19 protein-coding genes are annotated in these 21,804 nt (G+C 67.0%); 14 read left to right on the plus strand and 5 right to left on the minus strand.

Annotated elements, in window-relative coordinates; translation table 11 throughout:
- Window positions 1–25 precede the first annotated feature (25 nt).
- Entirely contained in the window at window positions 26–1,768 is a 1,743-nt protein-coding gene (locus tag QLQ86_RS07425; protein ID WP_282816407.1) for a sensor domain-containing diguanylate cyclase, read from the plus strand.
- Window positions 1,769–1,823: 55 nt separating this feature from the next.
- On the opposite strand, the gene QLQ86_RS07430 is transcribed toward QLQ86_RS07425, so the two are convergent.
- Window positions 1,824–2,522, minus strand: a complete 699-nt coding sequence (locus tag QLQ86_RS07430; RefSeq protein ID WP_282816408.1) for a pseudouridine synthase — start codon at window positions 2,520–2,522, stop codon at window positions 1,824–1,826.
- The gene (locus tag QLQ86_RS07435) at window positions 2,522–3,337 is read right to left on the minus strand and encodes an amidohydrolase (RefSeq protein ID WP_282816409.1); all 816 of its coding nucleotides are present in this window, start codon (window positions 3,335–3,337) and stop codon (window positions 2,522–2,524) included. The genes QLQ86_RS07430 and QLQ86_RS07435 overlap by 1 nt, the downstream gene beginning before the upstream one ends.
- 135 nt (window positions 3,338–3,472) lie before the next feature.
- Between QLQ86_RS07435 and rarD the strand changes: the two genes are divergently transcribed.
- The gene (rarD, locus tag QLQ86_RS07440; protein WP_282816410.1) at window positions 3,473–4,402 is read left to right on the plus strand and encodes an EamA family transporter RarD; all 930 of its coding nucleotides are present in this window, start codon (window positions 3,473–3,475) and stop codon (window positions 4,400–4,402) included.
- A 76-nt stretch (window positions 4,403–4,478) separates the two neighbouring features.
- On the plus strand, window positions 4,479–5,630 hold the full coding sequence (locus QLQ86_RS07445) for an NAD(P)/FAD-dependent oxidoreductase (RefSeq protein WP_282816411.1): 1,152 nt from the start codon (window positions 4,479–4,481) through the stop codon (window positions 5,628–5,630).
- Window positions 5,631–5,692: 62 nt separating this feature from the next.
- Here the strand turns inward: QLQ86_RS07445 and QLQ86_RS07450 are convergent, their stop codons facing one another.
- Window positions 5,693–6,523 (minus strand): sterol desaturase family protein, encoded by an 831-nt coding sequence (locus QLQ86_RS07450; RefSeq protein WP_282735880.1) that lies wholly within the window; start codon window positions 6,521–6,523, stop codon window positions 5,693–5,695.
- A gap of 9 nt (window positions 6,524–6,532) precedes the next feature.
- Entirely contained in the window at window positions 6,533–7,189 is a 657-nt protein-coding gene (locus tag QLQ86_RS07455; RefSeq protein ID WP_282735879.1) for an ArsR/SmtB family transcription factor, read from the minus strand.
- Between the two features lie 107 nt (window positions 7,190–7,296).
- Between QLQ86_RS07455 and QLQ86_RS07460 the strand changes: the two genes are divergently transcribed.
- The 4 genes from QLQ86_RS07460 to QLQ86_RS07475 all read left to right on the plus strand — a co-directional run bounded on the left by QLQ86_RS07460 (window position 7,297) and on the right by QLQ86_RS07475 (window position 9,459).
- On the plus strand, window positions 7,297–7,641 hold the full coding sequence (locus QLQ86_RS07460) for a DsrE/DsrF/TusD sulfur relay family protein (RefSeq protein WP_282816412.1): 345 nt from the start codon (window positions 7,297–7,299) through the stop codon (window positions 7,639–7,641).
- Between the two features lie 50 nt (window positions 7,642–7,691).
- Window positions 7,692–8,909, plus strand: a complete 1,218-nt coding sequence (locus QLQ86_RS07465; RefSeq protein ID WP_282816413.1) for an MFS transporter — start codon at window positions 7,692–7,694, stop codon at window positions 8,907–8,909.
- Between the two features lie 96 nt (window positions 8,910–9,005).
- Window positions 9,006–9,269 carry a hypothetical protein gene (locus tag QLQ86_RS07470; protein WP_282816414.1) on the plus strand — a complete coding sequence of 88 codons (264 nt, stop codon included), beginning with the start codon at window positions 9,006–9,008 and terminating at the stop codon, window positions 9,267–9,269.
- Window positions 9,270–9,321: 52 nt separating this feature from the next.
- The gene (locus tag QLQ86_RS07475) at window positions 9,322–9,459 is read left to right on the plus strand and encodes a hypothetical protein (RefSeq protein ID WP_282816415.1); all 138 of its coding nucleotides are present in this window, start codon (window positions 9,322–9,324) and stop codon (window positions 9,457–9,459) included.
- Window positions 9,460–9,543: 84 nt separating this feature from the next.
- Here the strand turns inward: QLQ86_RS07475 and QLQ86_RS07480 are convergent, their stop codons facing one another.
- Entirely contained in the window at window positions 9,544–10,818 is a 1,275-nt protein-coding gene (locus QLQ86_RS07480) for an O-acetylhomoserine aminocarboxypropyltransferase/cysteine synthase family protein (protein WP_282816416.1), read from the minus strand.
- Window positions 10,819–10,962: 144 nt separating this feature from the next.
- Here QLQ86_RS07480 and QLQ86_RS07485 point away from each other — a divergent pair, with 144 nt between their 5' ends.
- The 7 genes from QLQ86_RS07485 to QLQ86_RS07515 all read left to right on the plus strand — a co-directional run.
- Complete coding sequence (locus tag QLQ86_RS07485; protein ID WP_282816417.1) at window positions 10,963–12,687, plus strand: SulP family inorganic anion transporter; 1,725 nt, start codon at window positions 10,963–10,965, stop codon at window positions 12,685–12,687.
- A gap of 371 nt (window positions 12,688–13,058) precedes the next feature.
- The gene (locus QLQ86_RS07490; RefSeq protein ID WP_282816418.1) at window positions 13,059–14,222 is read left to right on the plus strand and encodes a TAXI family TRAP transporter solute-binding subunit; all 1,164 of its coding nucleotides are present in this window, start codon (window positions 13,059–13,061) and stop codon (window positions 14,220–14,222) included.
- Between the two features lie 74 nt (window positions 14,223–14,296).
- Complete coding sequence (locus QLQ86_RS07495; protein WP_282816419.1) at window positions 14,297–16,309, plus strand: TRAP transporter permease; 2,013 nt, start codon at window positions 14,297–14,299, stop codon at window positions 16,307–16,309.
- Between the two features lie 43 nt (window positions 16,310–16,352).
- Window positions 16,353–17,792, plus strand: coding sequence for an enoyl-CoA hydratase/isomerase family protein (locus tag QLQ86_RS07500; protein ID WP_282816420.1), 1,440 nt, complete (start codon window positions 16,353–16,355; stop codon window positions 17,790–17,792).
- The gene (locus QLQ86_RS07505; protein WP_282816421.1) at window positions 17,789–18,985 is read left to right on the plus strand and encodes an acyl-CoA dehydrogenase family protein; all 1,197 of its coding nucleotides are present in this window, start codon (window positions 17,789–17,791) and stop codon (window positions 18,983–18,985) included. Before QLQ86_RS07500 ends, QLQ86_RS07505 begins: the two co-directional genes overlap by 4 nt.
- 9 nt (window positions 18,986–18,994) lie before the next feature.
- A complete protein-coding gene (locus QLQ86_RS07510; RefSeq protein WP_282816422.1) occupies window positions 18,995–20,116 on the plus strand; it encodes an acyl-CoA dehydrogenase family protein in 1,122 nt (373 codons plus the stop codon).
- A gap of 27 nt (window positions 20,117–20,143) precedes the next feature.
- On the plus strand, window positions 20,144–21,804 hold a 1,661-nt coding region (locus tag QLQ86_RS07515; protein WP_282816423.1), incomplete at its 3' end, for an electron transfer flavoprotein-ubiquinone oxidoreductase.

Below are 21,804 nucleotides of genomic sequence, written 5' to 3' on the forward strand. Positions count from 1 at the left end.
ATCTGATCCGAGGCCTCAGGACGCCATGCGTACACTCCTCTTCTCCCTGCTCGGGACCCTGTTGCTGGCGTTGCTGATGGCCGCGCCCGTCTGTGCCGGCCCCGCCCCGCTGGACCTCGACAAGGGCTGGGAATATCGCTGGGGGGACTCTCCCTTCCAGGCCGACGGCACCCCGGCCTGGGTCGACGACCCGGCCTCGCAGGGCGAGTGGCAGCCGATCGCCTTCCCCTCCAACCCTCCGGGCCGTGGAGGCAGCAAGCACGCCTGGTTTCGCATCACCCTCCCCGAGGGCGAGTGGCGCGACCCGGTGCTCTACATCTACAGCGTCGACCTGATCACCCAGGCCTGGCTGGAAGACGAGCTGATCTACCAGTACGGGCACTTCGATGCCCGCGGGGAGGGACGCTTCGAGGGCTGGCCCTGGCACATGATCAGCCTGCCCGAGGCCTTCGCGGGCAAGACCCTCCACTTCCGCGTCTTCTCCGACTACACCGACATCGGCCTGTGGGGCGAGGTCAAGCTGATGGACCGCCTCGACCTGCTGCACTACATCCTCGAGCGTTCGGCCGGGGACCTGGTCATCAGCGCCTTCCTGCTGCTGCTCGCCCTGCTCGCCTTCATCTTCGCCCTCGTACAGGCCAACCGGCGAAGCTTCTTCGGCATCGGGCTGTTCGCCCTCGGGGCGGGCAGCATGCTGCTGGCCGAGACGCAGGCCAGCCAGCTGCTGCTGGAGGTCCCGCTGCTTTGGGACACCCTGGCTGCTATCGGCTACTACACCCTGCCGGTGGCCATGGGGCTGATGCTGGAGCACTGGTTCGCCGAGCAACGCCCGACGCTGCTGAGGCGCATCTGGCAGCTCCACCTGGGCTACCTGGTGATGGCGCCAGGACTGGCGCTGGCCGGGGTCATCGACCTCTCCAGCACCTTCCCGCCCTTCGATGCCCTGCTGCTGGTCACCCTGCTGGTGATGTTCACGACCATCGTCATACACCTGGGCGCCCTCAACGCCGAGCAGAAGCTGATCATCGCCAGCTACGGGCTCTTCGCCCTGCTGCTGCTGGTCGACATGGCCGTGGCCCATGGGCTGCTGCCCTGGCGCCGTGTTCCGGTCAGCGTGGCCGCGCTGGGCTTCGCGCTGGCCATCGTGATGATCTCGCTATGGCACTACCGGCATACCCAGCGCGAATTGCGCCGGCTCAACCTCTCCCTCGAGAAGCAGGTCGCCGAGCGTACGCGGGCACTGGAGCAGATGGTCGAGAAGCTGCAGGCCTACTCCTACCAGGACGCCCTGACCGGGCTGCACAACCGCCGCTACTTCGACGAGCTGCTCGAGCACGAGGCGGCCGTCGCACGCCGACACGACGCGCCGCTGACCCTGGCGATGATCGATATCGACCACTTCAAGCAGTTCAACGACCGCGAGGGGCACGAAGCGGGGGATACGGTGCTGGTCGGCGTAGGACGAGTACTGACCCACCACTTCCGCGATGCCGACGTGGTCTGCCGTATGGGCGGCGAGGAGTTCGTCATCATCATGCCGGGGGCCAGCGCGGCCATCGCCGAGGCGCGCCTCGCAGAGCTGCTGGAGGTGCTGAGCCGGACGCGTTTCCGTCACCGTGACAGGGTGCTCGGGCCCCTGTCGATCTCCTGCGGCATCGCGACCTACCCCGAGCATGCCGGCGACCCGCTGACGCTGATCGGGCTCGCCGACAAGGCTCTGTACTCGGCCAAGCACCGCGGACGGGCGAGAATCGAGACCTACGCCTGACGCCTCCGGCACCCAGGGGCCGAGGCGAGCGAAGACTCATGGCACTGCCCCGGCCTCAGAACAGCCCCACCTCATCCTCGGTGAGTTCGCGCCACTCGCCGGCACTCAGCTCACCGAGTGACAGCGGCCCGATCGACTCGCGATGCAGGGCCACCACGTGGTGGCCGATGGCCGCGAACATCCGCTTGACCTGATGGTACTTGCCCTCGAACAGGGTCAGCTCGGCAACGCACGGTGAGCGCATGGCCAGTTCAGCGGGACGGGTCGGCTTCTCTTCCCCGTCGAGCAGCACCCCCGCGGCGAAACGGGCCACGGCGTTGTCCAGCGCCTCCCCGTCCAGCGGCTCGGCCAGCCTGACCTCGTAGACCTTGCCACAGCGGCGCTTCGGCGAGGTGACTCGATGGGACCACTGGCCGTCGTCGGTAAGCAGCACCAGGCCGGTAGTGTCGACGTCCAGCCGGCCCACCGTCTGCAGGCGTTCCACGTGGGGCAGGTCGACCAGCTCGCGGACCAGCGGGTAGAGGCCGCGACGGGCACTGCATTCGACCCCCTCGGGCTTGTGCAGCATCACGTAGCGCAGGCCGACCAGGGCCAGGCACTCGCCGTTCCAGGTGACACGGGTGTGCTCGTCGACCTGGGTGGCGGGGTTCTTGATTACCTCGCCGTCCACCTGGACCTCCTCGCGGTGCAGGGCCTTCTTGGCCAGGCTGCGCGTCAGGTCGGTGGTCTCGCAGAGGAAACGGTCCAGGCGCATCAGTAGCCCACCCCGTCGGCGAGGCCGAAGTGGTCGGCATCACGCCAGGCGGGAAACTTCTCGCGGAAGCCGTGCAATTCCTCGAGCGAGAGGCTGCCGGTCTTCAGGAAGGGGATGTCACGAGGCTCGTCGATCAGCGCCTCGCCCTTGGCATCGACCAGCATGGAATCGCCGGCATAGGCGAGTCCCTTGGCATCCTCGCCGACCCGATTGACGCCGATCACCGGGCAGAGGTTCTCGATGGCCCGGGCCTGCAGCAGCACCCGCCAGGGGTGGCGGCGCGGCGCCGGCCAGTTGGCCACGCAGAGCAGGGCGTCATACTCGAAGTGCTCGTCGGGCCCGGGCTGCTGGCGCAGCCAGACGGGGAAGCGCAGGTCGTAGCAGACGCTGAGCAGGATGCGGAATCCCTTGAGCTCGACGATCACCCGCTCGTGGCCCATGGCGTAGCGCTCGTGCTCCCCGGCCATGCGGAACAGGTGACGCTTGTCGTAGGTGACCAGGCTGCCGTCCGGGCGCGCCCAGACCAGGCGATTGAAGTAGTCGCCGTTCTCCACCACGGCCACACTGCCGGTGACCACGCAGCCGCGGCGGGCCGCCTGGTCCTTGAGCCAGGCCACGGTCCGGCTCTCGGCCATGGGCTCGGCCATCTCCCGGGAATTCATGGTAAAGCCGGTGGCGAACATCTCCGGCAGCACGATCAGGTCGGTGTCGTCGGCGCCGAGCCCGCCCAGGGTCTCCTCGAGCATCCGGCAGTTGGCATCGGGGTCTTCCCAGCGCAGGTCGCACTGCACCAGGGTTGTTCTCAGTTCGCTCATTGGGGGACTCCCGTCGAGGTAATGGGCCCGTCACAGCCTACCCCAGGAGCCCCGTCATCGTCAGCCGCCGCACGAGACCCATGGCGGCACGGCCAATAGCCTGCTAAGGTCTACGCGTTTCGATTCGAGGCCTTCATGTCCAGCCATTCCACCTCTGCCCCGCACCAGGAAACCGGCAAGGGCGTCGCCTTCGGCCTGACCGCCTATGTGGCCTGGGGCTGCTTCCCGCTGTTCTTCGCCCTTTTCCAGGGCGTTCCCGCCTTCGAGATACTGGTTCATAGGGTGATCTGGTCCTGTGTCTTCCTGGTCGGGCTGGTCACCCTGCTCGGCCGCTGGGCCCCCATCCGCCGGGCCATTGCCGAGCCCAGGCGCCTCGGTCGGGTGCTGGGTTGCGCCCTGCTCATCGCCCTGAACTGGGGGCTCTACATCTATTCGGTGGAGACCCGGCATGTGCTCCAGGCGAGCCTGGGCTACTTCATGACGCCGCTGGTCAACGTGGGGCTCGGCATGCTGGTACTGCGCGAGCGCATGGCGCGCCTGCAGGGCGTGGCGGTGGGACTCGCGGGACTGGCCATCGCGATCCAGCTGGTGATGCTGGGCGAGCTGCCCTGGATCAGCCTGGCCCTGGCCTTCTCCTTCGGTACCTATGGCCTGCTGCGCAAGCAGGTGCCACTGGACGGGCTGTCGGGACTCTTCGTCGAGACCCTGCTGCTCCTGCCCCTGGCCCTGATGGCGCTGGGGTGGCTCACCCAGGCCGAGCTCTCCCACTTCCTCGGGGATGGCCGTACCACCGCCCTGCTGGTGGCCAGCGGCGTGATCACTGCCCTACCCCTGCTGGCCTTCGCCGGGGCCGCGCGGCGGCTGCGTCTGGCCACCCTGGGCTTCCTGATGTACCTCAACCCGACCATCCAGTTCGTCATCGCCCTGCTGGTGTTCCATGAGCCCCTGGCACCGGTACAGCTGGCCACCTTCATGCTGATCTGGACAGGACTGGCCCTCTACTCCTGGTCGGCCTGGCAGTCACGCCCCCGGGAGGCGAGCGCACCGGCCACCTCGTCGCGTTGACACGCCCCGTTCGCTGCGGCCTGTCAATCCGGGCGCCCGTGTCGCCTGTCCTGCGCCTTTCCGCTACCATCGCCGGATGGATCCCACACCTCCTCGCGCCGGACGACCCCGCCTGCTGCTGGTCGGTGCCGGGCACGCCCACCTGCACCTGATCCGACATCGCCACCGCCTCGAGGCCGCCGATGTCACCCTCGTCGACCCCGGGAGCTTCTGGTACTCGGGACGGGCCACCGGCATGCTCGGGGCCCACCACACCGCCGCCGAGGATCGCCTGGACCCGACCCGCCTGGCGGCCCCCTTTGGCGTGCAAGCCCTGCGGGGTCGCCTCGCTCACCTCGACCCGGAGGCACGGATTGCCCGGCTGGATGACGGTCGCGAGCTCGACTTCTCGCTGCTCTCGCTGAACCTGGGGTCGCGCACGCCCTGCCCCGCCAGGCGCACGCCGGGACCGCGTGTCTGGGCCGTCAAGCCGATCCCGCGGCTGCTCGCCCTGCGCCACTGCCTGGAACAGGAATTCTCCCGTGGCCTCACCCCCCGGCTGGTCGTCGTCGGGGGTGGCCCGAGCGGGGTGGAGGTAGCCTGTCAGTTGCGCGAACTGGCCAGGCGCCATGCCGCCCGCCCCGAGATCCTGCTGGTGACCCGCGGCGAGCGGTTACTCGAAGGCGCCCCCGCAGGGGCCGTGCGCTGGCTGATGCGCCAGCTCGAGCGTCGCGAGATCCGGGTCCGGTTCGGCCTCAACGTCACCGGCCATGCCGCCGGCGGGGTGACCTTCGCCACCGAGACCAACGCCTGGGGCGAGGACAGCCTGCAATGGTTGGCGGCCGACCATGTCGTGCATGCCTCGGGGCTGGCCCCGCCCGAGGTGGTCGAACGACTGGGCCTGCCACTGATTCCCGGACGTGGCCTGGCCGTGGAAGCCACCCTGCAGAGCCCCGGCCATCCCGACATCTTCGCCGCCGGCGACTGTGCGGCCATGCTGCACCACGAGCTGCCGCGCCTGCGCATCCACGGCATCCGCCAGGCCCCGGTGCTGCTCGACAACCTGGCGGCACGCCTGGCCGGTGGCCCCCTGACCCCCTACGTTCCCCAGCGGCTGGCCCTGGCGATCCTCGACCTGGGCGCCGGCCAGGGACTCGCCATCCGCGGCCGCCGCTGGTGGGGCGGGCGCCTGGCCCTGGCCTGGAAGCGACGACTGGACTGCCGCTTCCTTCGCCAGTTCCGGACATGACAATGGGGTGGAATCTGTAGGCAGAGGGTCGACGGGGACCCGCCCGAATCGGTCGCCTTACGTCAAGACCGGGGCGGCTTCCCATGCGGTCGCGCCTTCATGAAGGGCTGGATCAGCATGCGGTCCAGCCGGAGATCGCGCGCCTCCCTGAAGGCCTCGATGCCGATCGTCATGCCGAGGTGGCCAGCGGCTGGCTGGTCCCGGTAGGTGGCGAAGAGCCGATCCCACCACGGCAGGTTGAAGCCGAAGTTGCTGTCCGTTTCCTCACGAACGATGGAGTGGTGGACACGATGCATGTCGGGTGTCACCACGAGAAGGCGCAGCCAGCGGTCGATCCTGGCGGGCAGGCGGACATTGCCATGGTTGAACATCGAGGTGGCATTGAGCAGGACTTCGAAGAGCACTACCGCCACCGCCGGTGCCCCCAGCACGGTCACCACGGCGAGCTTGACGCCCATCGACAGCAGGATCTCCAGGGGATGGAAGCGCAGGCCGGTGGTCACGTCGAACTCCAGGTCCGCGTGATGCATGCGATGAAGGCGCCATAGCCAGGGAACGGCATGGAATAGCCGGTGCTGGAAGTAGATGGCCAGATCCAGCACGACGACTGACGCCACTATCGCCAGCCATCCCGGTACTACCACCAGGTTGAAGAGGCCCCGGCCCTGTTCGGCAGCGACCAGGGCAGCGCCGACGGCGGCAAGGGGAAACACCAGGCGAACCGCCAGCGTATCGAGGACCACGATCAGGAGGTTGCCTGGCCAGCGCCTGGCGCGACCTATCCGTTGGGGACGCCGCCTGGCGACGACCTCCCAGACGGCCATCACCAGCAGGATAGTAATGAAGACGGCGCCCCGAACCACCGGTTCATGGGTCAAGAGCAGGTCACTCATGGCCTGGCCTCAGGTCACGGGAAGACCCGCCGCCTTCCATTCGGGATAGCCTTCCTCGAAGCGCCTGACGCGATAGCCGAGCTGGCGCAGCCGCTGCACGGCCTCATGGGACAGCGCACAATAGGGGCCACGGCAGTAGGCGATGATCTCCCTGTCGTGGGGCAGCCTGTCCAGCATCTCCTCCAACTGTGCCAGGGGGATATTGATCGCCTCGGGCAGGTGGCCGGACTCGAACTCGTCCGTGGGGCGCACGTCCAGCAGTACCACCTTGCCGCTTTCCAGCCCGGCCAGCAGCTCGTGTCGAGAGACCGCCTCCAGGCTTCCCCCCGCATCGTCCTCGGCAAACAGTCGTCCGACCAGGCGTTCCATCTCGGCCAGGTTGGACTCGGCCACCTGCCGCATCAGCCCCATCAGGCTGACGATGCGCTCGTCGGTCAGGCGGTAGATCATCTGCTTGCCGGCGCGAGTGGCGGTGACGAGCCCCGCACGCCGCAGCTGCTGCAGGTGCTGGGAGGCATTGCCCACCGTGAGGCCGGTGGTGACGGCCAGCGTCTCCACCGCGGCATCCCCCTGCGCCAGCCGCTCCAGCAGCGCCAGGCGATGGCCGTTGCCCAGGGCACGTGCGACCTGGGCCAGGGTATCGAGAAGGTCTTGTTGCGAGGTCATCGGTTCATCTCGGCTCGGAAGGCGAAGGGGCTCTGTCGCTTGACAGCAGATCGTGGTCACGACCATCATTCTATCACTTCATAGAATGACAGCAAGGAAACCGCGCCATGCAGACCCTCATCATCATCAACGATCCCCCCTACGGTACCGAAAGGCTCTACAACGGCCTTCGTCTGGCCCATGCGTTGATCAAGCGCGAACATGAGGTCACCCTCTTCCTGCTGGGCGATGCGGTATCCAGCGCCAAGACGGGACAGAAGACCCCGGACGGCTTCTACAACACCGAACGCATGGTCAAGCGCGTCACGACCAAGGGGCGGGTCCTGCTGTGCGGCACCTGCATGGATGCCCGCGGGCTTACCGATGACGAGGTGGTGACGGGTGCCAAGCGCAGTACCATGGACGCCCTGGCCGAGGCCACCGAACAGGCCGACAGGGTGCTGACATTCTGAGACCTGTCCCCTTGAGCCGAACCACCCCATCCCGAACAAGAGAAATACCCATGGCGCCGGTACCCCGGGAAAAGCGCAACGTGGCCATCCTGGTCACCAGCCAGACCCTGTTCATCATCGCCATGGTGACGGTGATGACCCTGAGCGGCGTGGTCGGCCAGCAGTTGAGCCCCACCCCGGGGCTCGCCACGCTGCCCATTGCCATCATGATGCTGGGTACCGTGATCTCCACCCTGCCGGCGTCCCTCTACATGAAGCGGGTGGGCCGGAGAAGCGGGTTCATCACCGGGGCCACCCTGGGCGGCGTGGGTGGCGGGCTGGTCAGTTTCGCGGGCATCGCCACGGGTTCCTTCTGGCTGTTCTGCGCCGGCAACCTGCTGCTCGGCCTCTATCAGGGGTTTGCCATGTACTACCGTTTCGCCGCGGTCGACGTGGCAAGCCCGGGGTTTCGCAGCCGGGCGATCTCCTTCGTCCTGGCCGGCGGCATGGTGGCAGCCTTCCTGGGTCCCTGGAACGCCAGTGCCGCCAGGGACCTGATCGCTGGCGTGCCCTCGGGTGGCCCCTATCTGGTGATCGCGCTGCTCGCCCTGGTGGCCATCGGCCTGCTGAGCCGACTCAGGGTGCCCGCCAGCGGCGAGCCAAAGCCCGGTGACGCCTCACGCCCCATGAGCACCATTGCCCGTCAACCCAGCTTCGGGGTTGCCGTGCTGGCCGGCGCCGTCGGCTACACTGTCATGACCCTGGTGATGACTGCTACCCCGCTGGCCATGCGTGCCCAGGGCTTCGAGATGGGCCAGGTCGCCTTCATCATGCAGTGGCACGTGCTGGGCATGTTCGCCCCGTCGTTCATCACCGGCAGCCTGATCGCGCGCTTCGGCGTGGACCGTATCCTGCTGATGGGGGCCGCGCTGTTGGCCGGTTCGGCGGTGGTGGCCGCCACGGGCCTCAGCATCGTCCATTTCTGGATATCGCTGGTGCTGCTGGGCATCGGCTGGAACTTTCTGTTCGTGAGCGGCAGTGCCCTGCTCTCCTCCGTCCACTCCGAGGTCGAGCGCGGCAAGGTGCAGGGCATCAACGACCTGATCATCTTCTCGCTGGTGGCCCTCGGCGCACTGATGGCCGGGCAGCTGCTCCATCGGCTGGGCTGGGAAGCCCTCAATCTGGCGATGTTGCCCCTGGCCCTGCTGGTAACCCTGGCCACGCTATGGTTCCGACTGAGTACTGACCCACAGCCGGCGGGCAGTTCCTCGACGACATCCGAAAGGTAGGGACGCTCTGGTGTTCCCTGGCGACTCCACCGAGGCCAACCACCTGGCGAGGTATCGACACCGGCCAGTCCCAGTACCAGTACCAGAGGAAACACCATGACACCCGACCCGGCCCAGGAGCGCTACACGCACGGCATCCGCGAGAACCTCCACCAGTTCAGCCATCAATTGGGCCAGGTGTTTCTGGTCGGCCTGACCATCGGGATGATGCGTACCGTGGTCCCGGCGCTGGCCGAGTCGGAGTTCGGCGTCGCCGAGGGCTCCTTCATGATGCTGACGTCGTTCGTGGTCGCCTTCGGCTTCGTCAAGGGCACTCTCAACTTCGGGGACTGGGCATGGCGCTACTCTACCCGAACCTGAGTGCGGCAGTGGCCGATATCTCGCACCCCAACTCCAGGTACGGGAGCTGTTGATGGGAGATGACCTCATGGTCTCTGATGGCGGCGAGATCATGTACCCCCAGGACAGGAAGTGGCTGGTCAACGAGTTGGATGAGCTGATCGACCGCCACGGCCTCGATGCTCCCGCGAAGGAGGTCCTTGGCGACTGACGCGCCGCAGCCCCCAGGATGCCCCTCTCACCCCCGCCACCGTGGCTGGACCCGGTGGCGGGGATTCGATGGCCCGATGCGCCGTCAGGCCTGACTGGCGGCCAGGGCCTGCTCCAGGTCGGCGAAGATGTCGTCGACATGCTCGATGCCGATGGAGAGGCGCACCATGTCGGGCCTCACGCCGGCTGCCTCGAGCTCCTCGTCGTTGAGCTGTCGGTGGGTGGTGGCGGCCGGGATCGACGAACAGGTCTTGGCGTCGCCGATATTGACCAGCCGCAGGATCATGCCCAGCGCGTCATAGAAGCGCGCCCCGGCCTCACGACCGCCCTGGATGCCGAAACTGAGGATGCCCGAGGCACGCCCGCCCATGTAGCGCTGCGCCAGGGCGTGATCCTTGTGACTCTCGAGGCCCGCGTACTGCACCCAGGTCACCGACGGGTGTCCCTCGAGGTACTGAGCCACCTTCTGGGCGTTGTCGCAGACACGCTCGATGCGCAGCGACAGGGTCTCAAGGCCCTGCAACAGGTTCCAGGCCGCCTGGGCGGAAAGCGCCGCCCCCATATTGCGCAGCGGTACCACCCGGGCACGGCCGATGAAGGCGGCCTCGCCCAGGTCGCGGGTGTAACAGACACCGTGGTAGGAGACATCCGGCTCGTTGAGCAGCGGGAAGCGGTCGGGGTGATCGGCCCAGGGGAAACGGCCGGAATCGACGATCACCCCGCCCACGGTGGTGCCATGGCCGCCGATATACTTGGTCGCCGAGTGGATAACGATGTCGGCACCGTGCTCGATGGGCCGCCACAGGAAGGGGGTCGGTACGGTGTTGTCGACGACCACCGGCACGCCATGGCGATGGGCGACATCAACCAGAGCCGCCATGTCCACCACGCTGCCAGAGGGATTGCCGACGCTCTCGCAGAACACCGCCTTGGTGCGGGCATCGATCAGCGACTCGAGGCCGGCGATGTCATCCTTGTCGGCGAAGCGCACCTCGATCCCCTGGCGTGGCAGCGTATGGGCGAAGAGGTTGTAGGTGCCGCCGTAGAGCTCGCTGATGGAGACGATGTTGTCACCGGCCTCGGCGATGGTTTGGATGGTGTAGGTGATGGCCGCCATGCCCGACGCCACCGCCAGCCCGGCGATGCCCCCTTCCAGGGCCGCCACGCGCTGCTCGAGCACCGCACAGGTGGGGTTCATGATACGCGAGTAGATGTTGCCTTCGACCTTCAGGTCGAAGAGGTCCGCGGCATGCTGCGCGCTGTCGAACGAGAACGAGGTAGTCTGGTGGATCGGCACCGCCACCGCGTGCTGGTCATCGGGGGCATAGCCGTGGTGCAGGGCGAGGGTCTCGGGCTTCATGGCGTGTCCTTCTGCGTTGTCATGCGGATCTACTGATTTATCGAATGCTACCCAACCCTGAACCCGGGGACCAATATCGTTTAGTCTGGTAGGCATGCCTCGGGTCCGCTCTCGTCGACCCTGCCACCGACATGGCGAGTAAGGATGCTCAAGCGCTACCTGCCGATCCTCACCTGGCTACCCCACTATACCCGACGACTGGCCGGCGCCGACCTGCTGGCCGGAGTCATCGTCACCGTGATGGTGATACCCCAGTCGCTGGCCTATGCCCTGCTGGCCGGCCTGCCGGCGGTGGTCGGTCTCTATGCCAGCATCCTGCCGGCCATCGCCTACGCCCTACTCGGCACCAGCCGCACCCTGGCCGTGGGCCCGGTGGCGATCATCGCCCTGATGAGCGGCGCGGCCCTCTCCGAGGTGGCCGCCCCGGGCACCTCAGACTACCTGCAGGCGGCCCTGGTGCTCTCGCTGCTCTCCGGACTGATGCTCACGGCCATGGGCCTGCTGCGCCTGGGCTTCTTCGCCAACTTCTTGAGCCATCCGGTGATCGCCGGGTTCCTCTCCGCCTCGGCGGTGCTGATCGCCGCCAGTCAGGCCGCCCATCTGCTGGGCATCCAGGCGAGCGGCTTCACCGCGCTGGACCTGCTGGTCAGCCTCGGCGGCGAGTTGGGGCAGACCCACTGGCCGACCCTGCTGCTCGGCCTGGGCTGCCTCGTCTTCCTGGTCGGAATGCGACGCTACGGGGAACGGATGCTGCGGGCACTGAGACTGCCAAAGGGGCTCGCCTCACTGCTGGCCCGGGCGGGCCCGGTGCTCGCGGTGGTCGTGACGACGCTGCTGAGTTGGTGGCTGGGACTCGCGGACCGGGGGGTGGCGGTGGTCGGCGCCATCCCCGGGGGGCTGCCACCCCTGAGCCTGCCACCGCTGGATCTGCCGCTGTGGCGCACCCTGCTGATCCCGGCCCTGTTGATCAGTGTGGTGGGGTTCGTCGAATCGATCTCCATGGCCCAGATGCTGGCGGCCAAACGTCGCGAGCGCATCTCGCCCAACCAGGAACTGGTAGGCCTGGGGGGTGCCAACCTCGCCGCGGCCTTCTCCGCTGGCATGCCGGTCACCGGGGGGCTGTCGCGCACGGTGATCAACTTCGAATCCGGGGCCCGCACGCCCATGGCCGGCCTCTTCGCGGCGTTAGGCATCGGCGCGGCGACCCTGGCGCTGACCCCGTTGCTGCAGCACCTGCCCATCGCCACCCTGGCGGCCACCATCACCGTCTCCATCCTGACCCTGGTGGATATCCCCCTGGTACGCCAGACCTGGCGCTACTCGCGTAGCGACTTCTCGGCCATGGCAGTGACCATCGTGCTGACCCTGGTGGAGGGGGTGGAGGCCGGCATCATCTCGGGCGTGCTGCTCTCCATCGCCCTCTTCCTCTACCGCACCAGCCGCCCGCACAGCGTACTGGTGGGACGCATCGACGGCACCGAGCACTTCCGCAGCATCGAGCGTCACGAGACCGAAACCGTCAGCCACCTGGCCATGCTGCGCGTCGACGAGAGCCTCTACTTCGCCAATGCCCGCTATCTCGAGGACACCGTCTATGCGCTGGTGGCAAGCCGTCCGGAACTCGAGCACGTGGTGCTGATCTGCTCGGCGGTCAACCTGATCGACGCCTCGGCACTGGAGAGCCTCGACGCCATCAATGCCCGGCTCGAGGACTCGGGGGTCACCCTGCACCTGGCCGAGGTGAAGGGACCGGTGATGGACCGCCTCAAGCACAGCGACTTCCTCGACGACCTCACCGGACGGGTCTTCCTCAGCACCTACGCCGCCTGGGCCGAGCTCAAGCGGCGACCCGAAGACGAGCGCTCTTGACGGGTGTCCTGCGGTCGCCACTTTGCCTGCGCCATCCCCTCCCCCTAATCTCCGCCTCCCACCTTGCGGCTCACTGTCGGGCCTGCGCACTTGGCTACTGATCCAGACGATGTTTTACCGCTAGTTGCGTAACTAGACATTGGTCGCACATCAAGGCGCAAGGGCGCCCTCCTTGCCAGCTTTCACATGATGAAATTGATTTTGAATTCATGATATTGCGATAACAATTTCGCCAAGCGGAAGAGGTCGTCTTGTGGCGCCTACGAACAGGCGTTGACACCCTCCTACTGCCTTCCCTAGTATCGGAATGCAAGCGAAACAGAGTACCGCATAGCAAAACAACTAGCATCACCACGACTCAGGAGCCATTCATGCGTCAGCACGCCCGTCATCTCGTTATTGCCACACTTCCACTCGCGCTGCTCACCGCTGCTGCTCAGGCCAGCGAGGAAGTGGAACTTCCGCGCACCATGGCGTGGACCGCGTACGGCACCAATTCCAGTGGTTATGCCCAGGCCGTCGCCATCGGCGGCATGCTGCAGGACCACTACGACACCTCAGTGCGCATTCTGCCTGGCGACAACGACGTCTCGCGCATGACCCCGCTCAAGCAGGGGCGAGTCGACCTGTGCGCCTGCGGCATCTCCAGCTACTATGGCGCCGAGGGCGTGTTGATGTTCGCCCATCCCGACTGGGGGCCCCAACCGCTGAGAGTAATCACCACCTCGACGGCTTCCTTCGGACTCTCGCTGGCGGTGGCAGGCGATCTGGATGTCGAGACGCCGGCCGACCTCAAGGGCAAGCGCGTGGCCTATATTCGCGGCGACGATGCCCTGAACAAGGGCACGGAGGCCTACCTGGCCTTCGGCGGCCTGACCTGGGACGATGTCGAACGCGTCGAGTACCCCGGCTACGGCCGCTCCTTCGACGGTCTCATCGCCGGCAACGTCGATGCCTCCTTCACGACCACCGTCACGCCTCCTGCCCAGCAGCTCGCCAGCAGTCCGCGCGGCATCAGCTGGCCGACGCTCGACCCGGACGATGCAGAGGGCTGGGAGCGCATGCAGGCGATCGCCCCCTATTTCCGCCCCCATGAAGTCACCTCCGGGGCCGGCGGTATCAGTGCCGACAACCCGGTGCCCAGTGCCAGCTACCCCTATCCCATCGTAGTCGCCAACCAGGACCTCGACGACAAGGTCGCCTACGGGCTGATCAAGGCCCTGCAGGACAACTACGACGACTACAAGGATGCGGCACCGGGCGCGGTGGGCTACGCGCTCGAGCATCAGGACCTGCAGTGGGTAATCCCCTTCCACGACGCCGTGGTGGCGTACTACGAGGAGGTCGGTGTCTGGACCGACGAGATGCAGGCGCACCAGGAATCCCTGGTTGAGCGGCAGGCCTTGCTGCTCGAGACCTGGAACGCCTTCATCGAAGAGGGTGCCCCGGATGACGAGGACGCATTTCGCGAAGCCTGGATGACGGCACGGGCCGACGCCCTGCGTGACGCCGGTCTCGACCCCGTCTTCGAGTGATTCCCCGCCGGGGCGGCCCAGGCTGCCCCGCTTCGCCTTCCCGAGAGTAACGCTCCAATGCCCTGGACCCCGACATGACCACAGCGAAGACACAAGGCGGCTCACCGCAGAAGGTGAGGGAGAAGATCAGTCAGATTCGCCAACTGCCATCCTGGCTGAGCTGGATCCCGGGTACCGTCACGATCGCACTGATGCTGATGACCCTGGACTACCTGTTCAATCTCGGCATGCTGAACATCGTCACGGGCCTCGAGACACGTTTCTACTATGCGGTGGTGGCGCTGCTGCTGCCCCTGGTCTACCTGCTCTGGCCTCTCCGTGCCGCCGCACAGCACAGGCCCATTCCCTGGTACGACTACCTGCTCAGTGCCCTGACCCTAATCGTTGGCGGCTATTTCGTTTTCCACGCCGAGTCCATCCTCGAGCGCGGCTGGGCCTTCGCCGCCCCGGAGACCGCCATCTGGGCCAGCTACGCCTTCTGGCTGCTGATCATCGAGGCAGCGCGACGTGCCGGCGGCTGGCCCATCGCCGTGATCGTCACCGCTTTCTCGCTCTACCCCCTGGTCGCCGACGTCATGCCAGGACCGATCCAGGCCTTCCCCTCCTCCCTCGAGGAGACGGCCATGTACCACACCATGAGTACAGAAAGCATCATGGGGGTGCCGTTGCAGGCCTTCGCCGGCCTGGTCATCGGCTTTCTGGTGTTCGGGGTAGTGCTGCAGAAGAGTGGCGGCGGCAAGTTCTTCATCAACCTGGCCTTCGCCCTGCTCGGCCATGTGCGAGGCGGCCCGGCCAAGGTATCAATCTTCTCCAGCGGCCTGATGGGCTCGATGAGCGGCAGCGTGATCAGCAACGTGCTGACCACCGGCGTGCTGTCGATTCCCGCCATGCGACGCATCGGCATGACCCGCTCCTTCGCCGGCGGGGTGGAGGCCTGTGCCTCCACCGGCGGAGTTCTGATGCCACCGGTGATGGGCGCCACGGCCTTCGTCATGGCCATGTTCCTCGACGTGCCCTATGCCGCCGTGGCACTGGCAGCAGTGATACCGTCGGTCCTCTATTTCCTGGGCCTGTTCATCCAGATCGACGCCTATGCCGCGCGCCATGACATCAAGGGACTTCCCAGCGAGGAACTGCCGTCGCTGTGGGCCACCATCAAGGAGGGCTGGTACTTCATCTTCGTCTTTGCCCTGCTGGTATGGATGCTGCTGGTCATGCAACGCGAGGCGGTGGCCCCCTTCTATGCCACGGCGCTGCTTCTGGTCCTCAACCAGCTCTCCAGGCACAACCGCTGGGGCTGGAAGGACGTGGGTGACACGCTGTCGGGGGCGGCAAGGCTGTTCGCGGAGCTGATCGCCATCCTTGCCGGGGTCGGCATGCTAGTGGGTGCCCTGTCGATGACCGGACTCTCCGGCACCATCGCCAACGACTTCATCCACCTGGCGGGTGGCAGCGTGCCGCTGCTACTGATCATGGGGGCCCTGACTAGCTTCGTGCTGGGCATCGGCATGACCGTGACCGCCGCCTACATCTTCCTGGCGGTGGCCCTGGCGCCGGCCCTGATCCAGGGCGGCGGCCTCGACCCCATGGCGGTGCACATGTTCATCCTCTACTGGGGCATGCTCAGTTTCATCACGCCGCCGGTGGCGCTGGGCGCCTTCGCCGCCGCCACCGTCGCCGGGGCGCGGCCGATGGCGACCGGCCTGCAGGCCATGCGACTGGGCAGCGTGATCTACTTCATCCCCTTCCTGTTCGTGCTCAATCCGGCACTGATCATGCAGGGCGAGCCCCTGCAGATCGTGCTGGTGTTCGTCCAGGCACTGGTGGGCATCGTGCTGTTCGCCTCGGCCATGCAGGGCTATCTGCTCTGGGTCGGGCGACTGGGCCATGGCGCTATCCTGGAAACGGCGATCCGCGCCCTGGTGCTGGTCGCGGGGCTGACACTGGCCCTGCCCGGGGGCGGCATGGTGCCGCTCAGTCAAGTCGAACTGCTCGGCATCTCGCTGGCTGCCCTGGTGCCTGCCGTGCTGCTGGCCCGCTGGAGTCAGCGCCACGCCCGAAACGGCTCGCCCGAACCGGGGCTGTAAGCGGCCCCGCCCCATACGATGACTATCACCTGGAGCTCATTGCATGCCTGCGTGTGTCCACTACCAGCGCCATGGCGACATCGGCGTGATCCGCATCGACAATCCACCCGTCAACGCCCTCGGCCACGCCGTGCGCAGCGGCCTGCTCGACGCGCTCGACCAGGGCCTGAATGATGACGGCGCACGTGCCCTGGTACTGATGGCCGAGGGCCGTACCTTCATCGCAGGCGCCGATATCCGTGAGTTCGGCCAGCCGCCCCGACAGCCGATACTGCCGGAGGTCATCGCAGGGCTCGAGGCCAGCACCAAGCCCCTGGTGGCAGTACTGCACGGCACCGCCCTCGGCGGCGGCCTCGAGGTGGCACTGGGCTGTCACTACCGTGTAGCACTGCAGGGCACCCGGGTCGGCCTGCCCGAGGTCAAGCTCGGCCTGTTACCCGGTGCCGGCGGCACCCAGCGGCTACCCCGCCTGGTCGGTGTGGACTGCGCCCTGGAGCTGATCACCAGCGGGCGTTTCGTGCCTGCCGACGAGGCGTTGACGCTGGGTATCATCGATGCCATCGACGCGACCGATGCCCCGCTCGAAGCCGGCCTCGGTGCCGCCCGCGCCATCCTGGAGGGCCAGCGCACCGCCCGCCGGACCGGCGAGCTGCCCGCACCCGCCGCCGACCCCGCGGCCATCGCCCGCCATCGGGCTCGGCTCGAGGCCGAAGCACCCGACCTGTTCTCGCCATTCCGTTGCATCGAGGCCATCGCGGCCAGCACCGAAGGCAGCCTGGCCGAGGGGCTGCGACGCGAGCGCGAGTTGTTCCTCGCCTGCATGGACTCCCCCCAGCGGGCCGGGCTGATCCACGCTTTCTTCGCCGCCCGCGCCCCGCACCGGGTCCCCGAGGCCGGTGATCCCCCGACGCTGACCCGCATCGCCCTGCTCGGCGAGCATCCGCTCTTCGAGCGCCTCAAGGGCAATGTCGGGCGTACCGACATCGAGCTCACCGACCACCCGGACGAGTCGACCCAGGCCTGCCTGATCGCCCCCGACGAAGCGTCCCCCGCTTGCCCGGCGGCGTGCCTGCGTATCGCCCTGCAGCCGGCCGATGCCGAGGGCCGGCTGGATCACCTGAACGCGGAGCTGGTCCTGGTCACGCCGCCGCAGGGCACGCTGGTGGAACTGGTCGCCACTCGCGCCAGCGCCGACCAGCAGCAGGCCGCGGCCACGGCCCTCAAGGCCCTGCGCCAGGCCGTCGTGGTGAGCCGCCACGAGGGCCTGCTCGCCGCGTTGTACAAGGCGGCGAATGCCTCGCCTGATGACCGGTACGCCGCCATGGTAGCGGCCAGCCTGGCCCTCGCCGAGCAGGGGCGCTGCTACCGCACCAGCGATATCGACCTGCTGGCCGTCGAGGCCCTGGGCTACCCACGTCACCTCGGCGGTCCCCATCGCCAGGCCACCCTCACCGCATCCGCCAGTTCGGAGACGTCCCCATGAACCTGACCTACAGTGCCGAGGAGCAGGCATTCCGCCAGGAGGTACGCGACTTTCTTGCCACCTCCCTCCCCGACGACATCCGCGAGCGCGTGCGGCTCGGACGGCGGCTCTCCGCCGACGATCACGTGCGCTGGCAGAATATTCTCAGTGAGCGCGGCTGGCTCGCCGCCAACTGGCCCCAAGAGCACGGTGGTCCCGGTTGGGGACCCGTGCAACGCCATATCTTCGACGAGGAGTGCGCCGCCGCCCATGCCCCGACCGTGGTGCCGTTTGGCGTCAACATGGTCGCTCCGGTGATCATGAAATTCGGTAGCGAAGCGCAGCAGTGCCACTACCTGCCGCGCATCCTCGCCAACCAGGACTGGTGGTGCCAGGGCTACTCCGAGCCCGGTGCCGGCTCCGACCTGGCCAGCCTCAAGACCCGAGCCGTGCGCGACGGCGATCACTATATCGTCAACGGGCAGAAGACCTGGACCACCCTGGGGCAGTACGCCAACATGATGTTCTGCCTGGTGCGTACCGACCCCGACGCCAAAAAGCAGGCCGGCATCAGCTTCCTGCTGATCGACATGGCGAGTCCGGGCATCACGGTACGGCCGATCATCACCCTGGATGGCGCCCACGAAGTCAACGAGGTATTTCTCGACGAGGTTCGCGTGCCGGTGGCCAACCGCATCGGCGAAGAGGGTGAGGGCTGGAGCTGTGCTAAGTTCCTGCTGACCCATGAACGCACCGGTATCGCCGGGCTCGGCCACGCCAAGCAGGCGCTGCGCCATCTCAAGTCGCTAGCCACACGGGTGCAGCATCGTGGCCGCCCGCTGATCGAGCTGGCGAGCTTCCGTCAGCGGGTGGTGAAGGCCGAGCTCGAGCTGATGGCCCTGGAGGTCACCAACCTGCGCGTCATCGCCGCGTCCCGCGACGGAGGCGTACCGGGGGCGGAGAGTTCGCTGCTCAAGGTACGCGGCTCCGAGCTGCGTCAGGAGCTCAGCGAGCTGACCCGACGCGCCCTGGGGCCGGCTGCGCTGCCCTACTTCCCCGACTTCCTCCACGGCGACGCCGAGCTCGATGATCCGGCCCTCGCCGAGAGCGCCGCGGGCGCCGCCCAGTACTTCAACCGACGCAAACTCTCCATCTATGGGGGTGCCAACGAGATCCAGAAGAGCATCGTCGCCAAAACAATTCTTGGCATGTAAGGAGCCAACATGGACTTTTCCCTGAGCGACGAGCAGCGCATGCTCGCCGATACCCTGAACCGCCTTATCGACGACCGGGTCTCTCCCGAGCAACGCCGCGCCATGCTCGAGGCACCGGCCGAGGAATGCTCGGCACTGTGGCAGACCTTCGCCGAACTGGGGCTGCTGCACATGCCCTTCGCCGAGGAGGTCGGTGGTCTCGGCGGCAACGGCATCGACCTGATGATCATCATGCAGGCCCTGGGACGCGGCCTGGTCCCCGAACCCTATCTTGCCGGCCTGGTGCTGCCCGGCGAGCTGCTCGCCCGGCTCGGCGACGCCGGGCAGCAGGAACTCTGGTTGACTCCGCTACTGGAGGGCGAGCATCAGCTGGCGTTGGCCTGTCAGGAATCCACCGCCCGCCATGATGTCCACGGTATCGCCACCACGGCGAAACGTGACGGCGAGGACTGGGTGCTAGAAGGCAGCAAGCAGGTGGTACTCAATGCCGCTACGGCCGCCGCCCTGCTGGTCACGGCACGTCTCGATGACCATCGCCTGGGCCTGTTCGTGGTCCCCGCCGACACCGCCGGCCTGAGCCGTCGCGACTACCGAACCATCGATGACCAGCCGGCCAGTGACCTGCAGCTGTCGGGGGTAGCCCTCCCCCATGCGGCCTGCCTGGGCGAGGATGCCGGCGATGCACTCGACGCCACCCTGGCCCTCGGCCGCGCGGCGCTATGCGCCGAAGCGGTCGGTGCCATGGAGGTGGCCTGTGAGCAGACCCTCGACTACCTCAAGGAACGCCAGCAATTTGGCCAGCCCCTGTCCAGCTTCCAGAGCCTGCAGCACCGCATGGTCGACATGCACCTGCACCTCGAGCAGGCCCGCTCAATGGCGATTCTTGCCGCGACCAGCCTCGTACTTCCCGCTGCCAAGCGCGACTATCGCCTCGCCGCGGCCAAGGCCTATTGCGGCGAGGCAGCCCGCTTCGTCGCCGAGCAGGCCATCCAGTTGCATGGTGGCATGGGCATGACCGAGGAGTGCTATGTGTCCCACTACGCCAAGCGCCTGGTAATGTTCGATCACTACTTGGGTGACATCGATCATCACCTCGAGCATGTCAGCGAACACCTCGCCGACGTGGTCTGACCCCAAGTTCCAATAAAGGAGAACACCGTGGAAGTGGTCGAACGCGATTCCATGGACTTCGATGTGGTCATCGTCGGCGCCGGACCCTCGGGCCTCTCGGCGGCGGCTCGCCTGATGCAGCAGGCCAACGAGGCGGAGCAGGAGCTGACGGTGTGCGTGGTGGAGAAGGGCTCCGAGGTGGGCGCCCATATCCTTTCCGGGGCGGTCTTCGAACCCCGCGCCCTGGCCGAGCTCTTCCCCGACTGGGAGGAGCGGGGCGCCCCGCTGACCACGCCGGCCACCCGCGACGAGGTCTACCTGCTCAAGGACGCCGAAAAGGGCCAGAAGCTGCCCAATGCGCTGGTGCCGCCCTCCATGCACAACACCGGCGGGGACATGACACGCTACGTGATCAGTGCCGGCAACCTATGCCGCTGGCTGGCCGAGCAGGCCGAGGCGCTGGGCGTGGAGATCTTCCCCGGCTTCGCCGCCCAGGAGGTGATCCAGGACGAGGACGGTACCGTGCGCGGCATACTGATCGGCGACATGGGCGTGGGCGCCGACGGCCAGCCCAAGGATGGCCATATGCCGGGCATGGAGCTGCGCGCCAAGTACACCCTGTTCGCCGAGGGGGCGCGGGGCCATCTGGGCAAGCGGCTGATCGAGCGCTTCGGGCTCGATGAGGGCAAGGACCCGCAGCACTATGGCATCGGCTTGAAGGAGCTGTGGGACATTCCCGCCGAGCAGCATGAACCCGGGCTGGTGCTGCACGGCTCCGGCTGGCCGCTGGACAAGCACACCCACGGCGGCTGGTTCCTCTACCACGCCGAGAACCAGCAGGTGGTGGTCGGCCTGATCATGGACCTCTCCTACCAGAACCCCTGGCTGTCGCCCTTCGACGAGTTCCAGCGCATGAAGCACCATCCGGTGCTGGCGACACATCTCGAGGGCGGCAAGCGCGTCGCCTATGGGGCTCGCGCCATCGCCAAGGGCGGGTTGAATTGCCTGCCGAAGATGACCTTCCCCGGGGGGCTGCTGATCGGCTGCGACGCCGGCACGCTCAACTTCGCCAAGATCAAGGGCCTGCACACCGCCATGAAGTCCGGCCTGGTGGCCGCGGAGAGCGTCTTCGAGGCCCTCGCGGAGGGCGACGAGGGCGGCCAGGAGCTGACGCGCTTCACCGAGAAGTGGGAGACCAGCTGGGCCTACGCCGAACTCAAGGAGAGTGCCAGCTTCGGCCCGGCGATCCACAAGTACGGCACCTTCCTGGGCGGCGCCTACAACTTCGCCGACCAGCTGCTCGGCGGCAAGCTGCCCAGCCTCCACGACACCACGCCGGACCATGCGACGCTCAAGCCCGCCAGTGAGTGCGAGAAGATCGACTACCCGAAACCGGACGGCAAGCTCTCCTTCGACAAGCCCTCCTCGGTGTTCCTGTCGAACACCAACCACGAGGAAGACCAGCCCTGCCACCTGAAGCTGGCCGACCCCGAGCTGCCGATCCGCGACAACCTGCCCGAATATGCCGAACCGGCCCAGCGCTACTGCCCGGTGGGGGTCTACGAGGTGGTCGAGGACGACGACGGCAAGCCACGCTTCCAGATCAACTTCCAGAACTGCGTGCACTGCAAGACCTGCGACATCAAGGACCCGGCCCAGAACATCACCTGGGTGGCACCGGAAGGCGGCGGCGGGCCCAACTACCCCAA

It is taken from the genome of Halomonas rhizosphaerae (genome assembly GCF_030012485.1).
Classification (GTDB): Bacteria; Pseudomonadota; Gammaproteobacteria; order Pseudomonadales; family Halomonadaceae; genus Halomonas; species Halomonas rhizosphaerae.

Excerpts from the sequence above, each read along its gene's own strand:
- QLQ86_RS07425 (WP_282816407.1), top strand. The coding sequence starts at position 26 with ATGCGTACACTCCTCTTCTCCCTGCTCGGGACCCTGTTGCTGGCGTTG.
- QLQ86_RS07430 (WP_282816408.1), bottom strand. The coding sequence starts at position 2,522 with ATGCGCCTGGACCGTTTCCTCTGCGAGACCACCGACCTGACGCGCAGC.
- QLQ86_RS07435 (WP_282816409.1), bottom strand. The coding sequence starts at position 3,337 with ATGAGCGAACTGAGAACAACCCTGGTGCAGTGCGACCTGCGCTGGGAA.
- rarD (WP_282816410.1), top strand. The coding sequence starts at position 3,473 with ATGTCCAGCCATTCCACCTCTGCCCCGCACCAGGAAACCGGCAAGGGC.
- QLQ86_RS07445 (WP_282816411.1), top strand. The coding sequence starts at position 4,479 with ATGGATCCCACACCTCCTCGCGCCGGACGACCCCGCCTGCTGCTGGTC.
- QLQ86_RS07450 (WP_282735880.1), bottom strand. The coding sequence starts at position 6,523 with ATGAGTGACCTGCTCTTGACCCATGAACCGGTGGTTCGGGGCGCCGTC.
- QLQ86_RS07455 (WP_282735879.1), bottom strand. The coding sequence starts at position 7,189 with ATGACCTCGCAACAAGACCTTCTCGATACCCTGGCCCAGGTCGCACGT.
- QLQ86_RS07460 (WP_282816412.1), top strand. The coding sequence starts at position 7,297 with ATGCAGACCCTCATCATCATCAACGATCCCCCCTACGGTACCGAAAGG.
- QLQ86_RS07465 (WP_282816413.1), top strand. The coding sequence starts at position 7,692 with ATGGCGCCGGTACCCCGGGAAAAGCGCAACGTGGCCATCCTGGTCACC.
- QLQ86_RS07470 (WP_282816414.1), top strand. The coding sequence starts at position 9,006 with ATGACACCCGACCCGGCCCAGGAGCGCTACACGCACGGCATCCGCGAG.
- QLQ86_RS07475 (WP_282816415.1), top strand. The coding sequence starts at position 9,322 with ATGGGAGATGACCTCATGGTCTCTGATGGCGGCGAGATCATGTACCCC.
- QLQ86_RS07480 (WP_282816416.1), bottom strand. The coding sequence starts at position 10,818 with ATGAAGCCCGAGACCCTCGCCCTGCACCACGGCTATGCCCCCGATGAC.
- QLQ86_RS07485 (WP_282816417.1), top strand. The coding sequence starts at position 10,963 with ATGCTCAAGCGCTACCTGCCGATCCTCACCTGGCTACCCCACTATACC.
- QLQ86_RS07490 (WP_282816418.1), top strand. The coding sequence starts at position 13,059 with ATGCGTCAGCACGCCCGTCATCTCGTTATTGCCACACTTCCACTCGCG.
- QLQ86_RS07495 (WP_282816419.1), top strand. The coding sequence starts at position 14,297 with ATGACCACAGCGAAGACACAAGGCGGCTCACCGCAGAAGGTGAGGGAG.
- QLQ86_RS07500 (WP_282816420.1), top strand. The coding sequence starts at position 16,353 with ATGCCTGCGTGTGTCCACTACCAGCGCCATGGCGACATCGGCGTGATC.
- QLQ86_RS07505 (WP_282816421.1), top strand. The coding sequence starts at position 17,789 with ATGAACCTGACCTACAGTGCCGAGGAGCAGGCATTCCGCCAGGAGGTA.
- QLQ86_RS07510 (WP_282816422.1), top strand. The coding sequence starts at position 18,995 with ATGGACTTTTCCCTGAGCGACGAGCAGCGCATGCTCGCCGATACCCTG.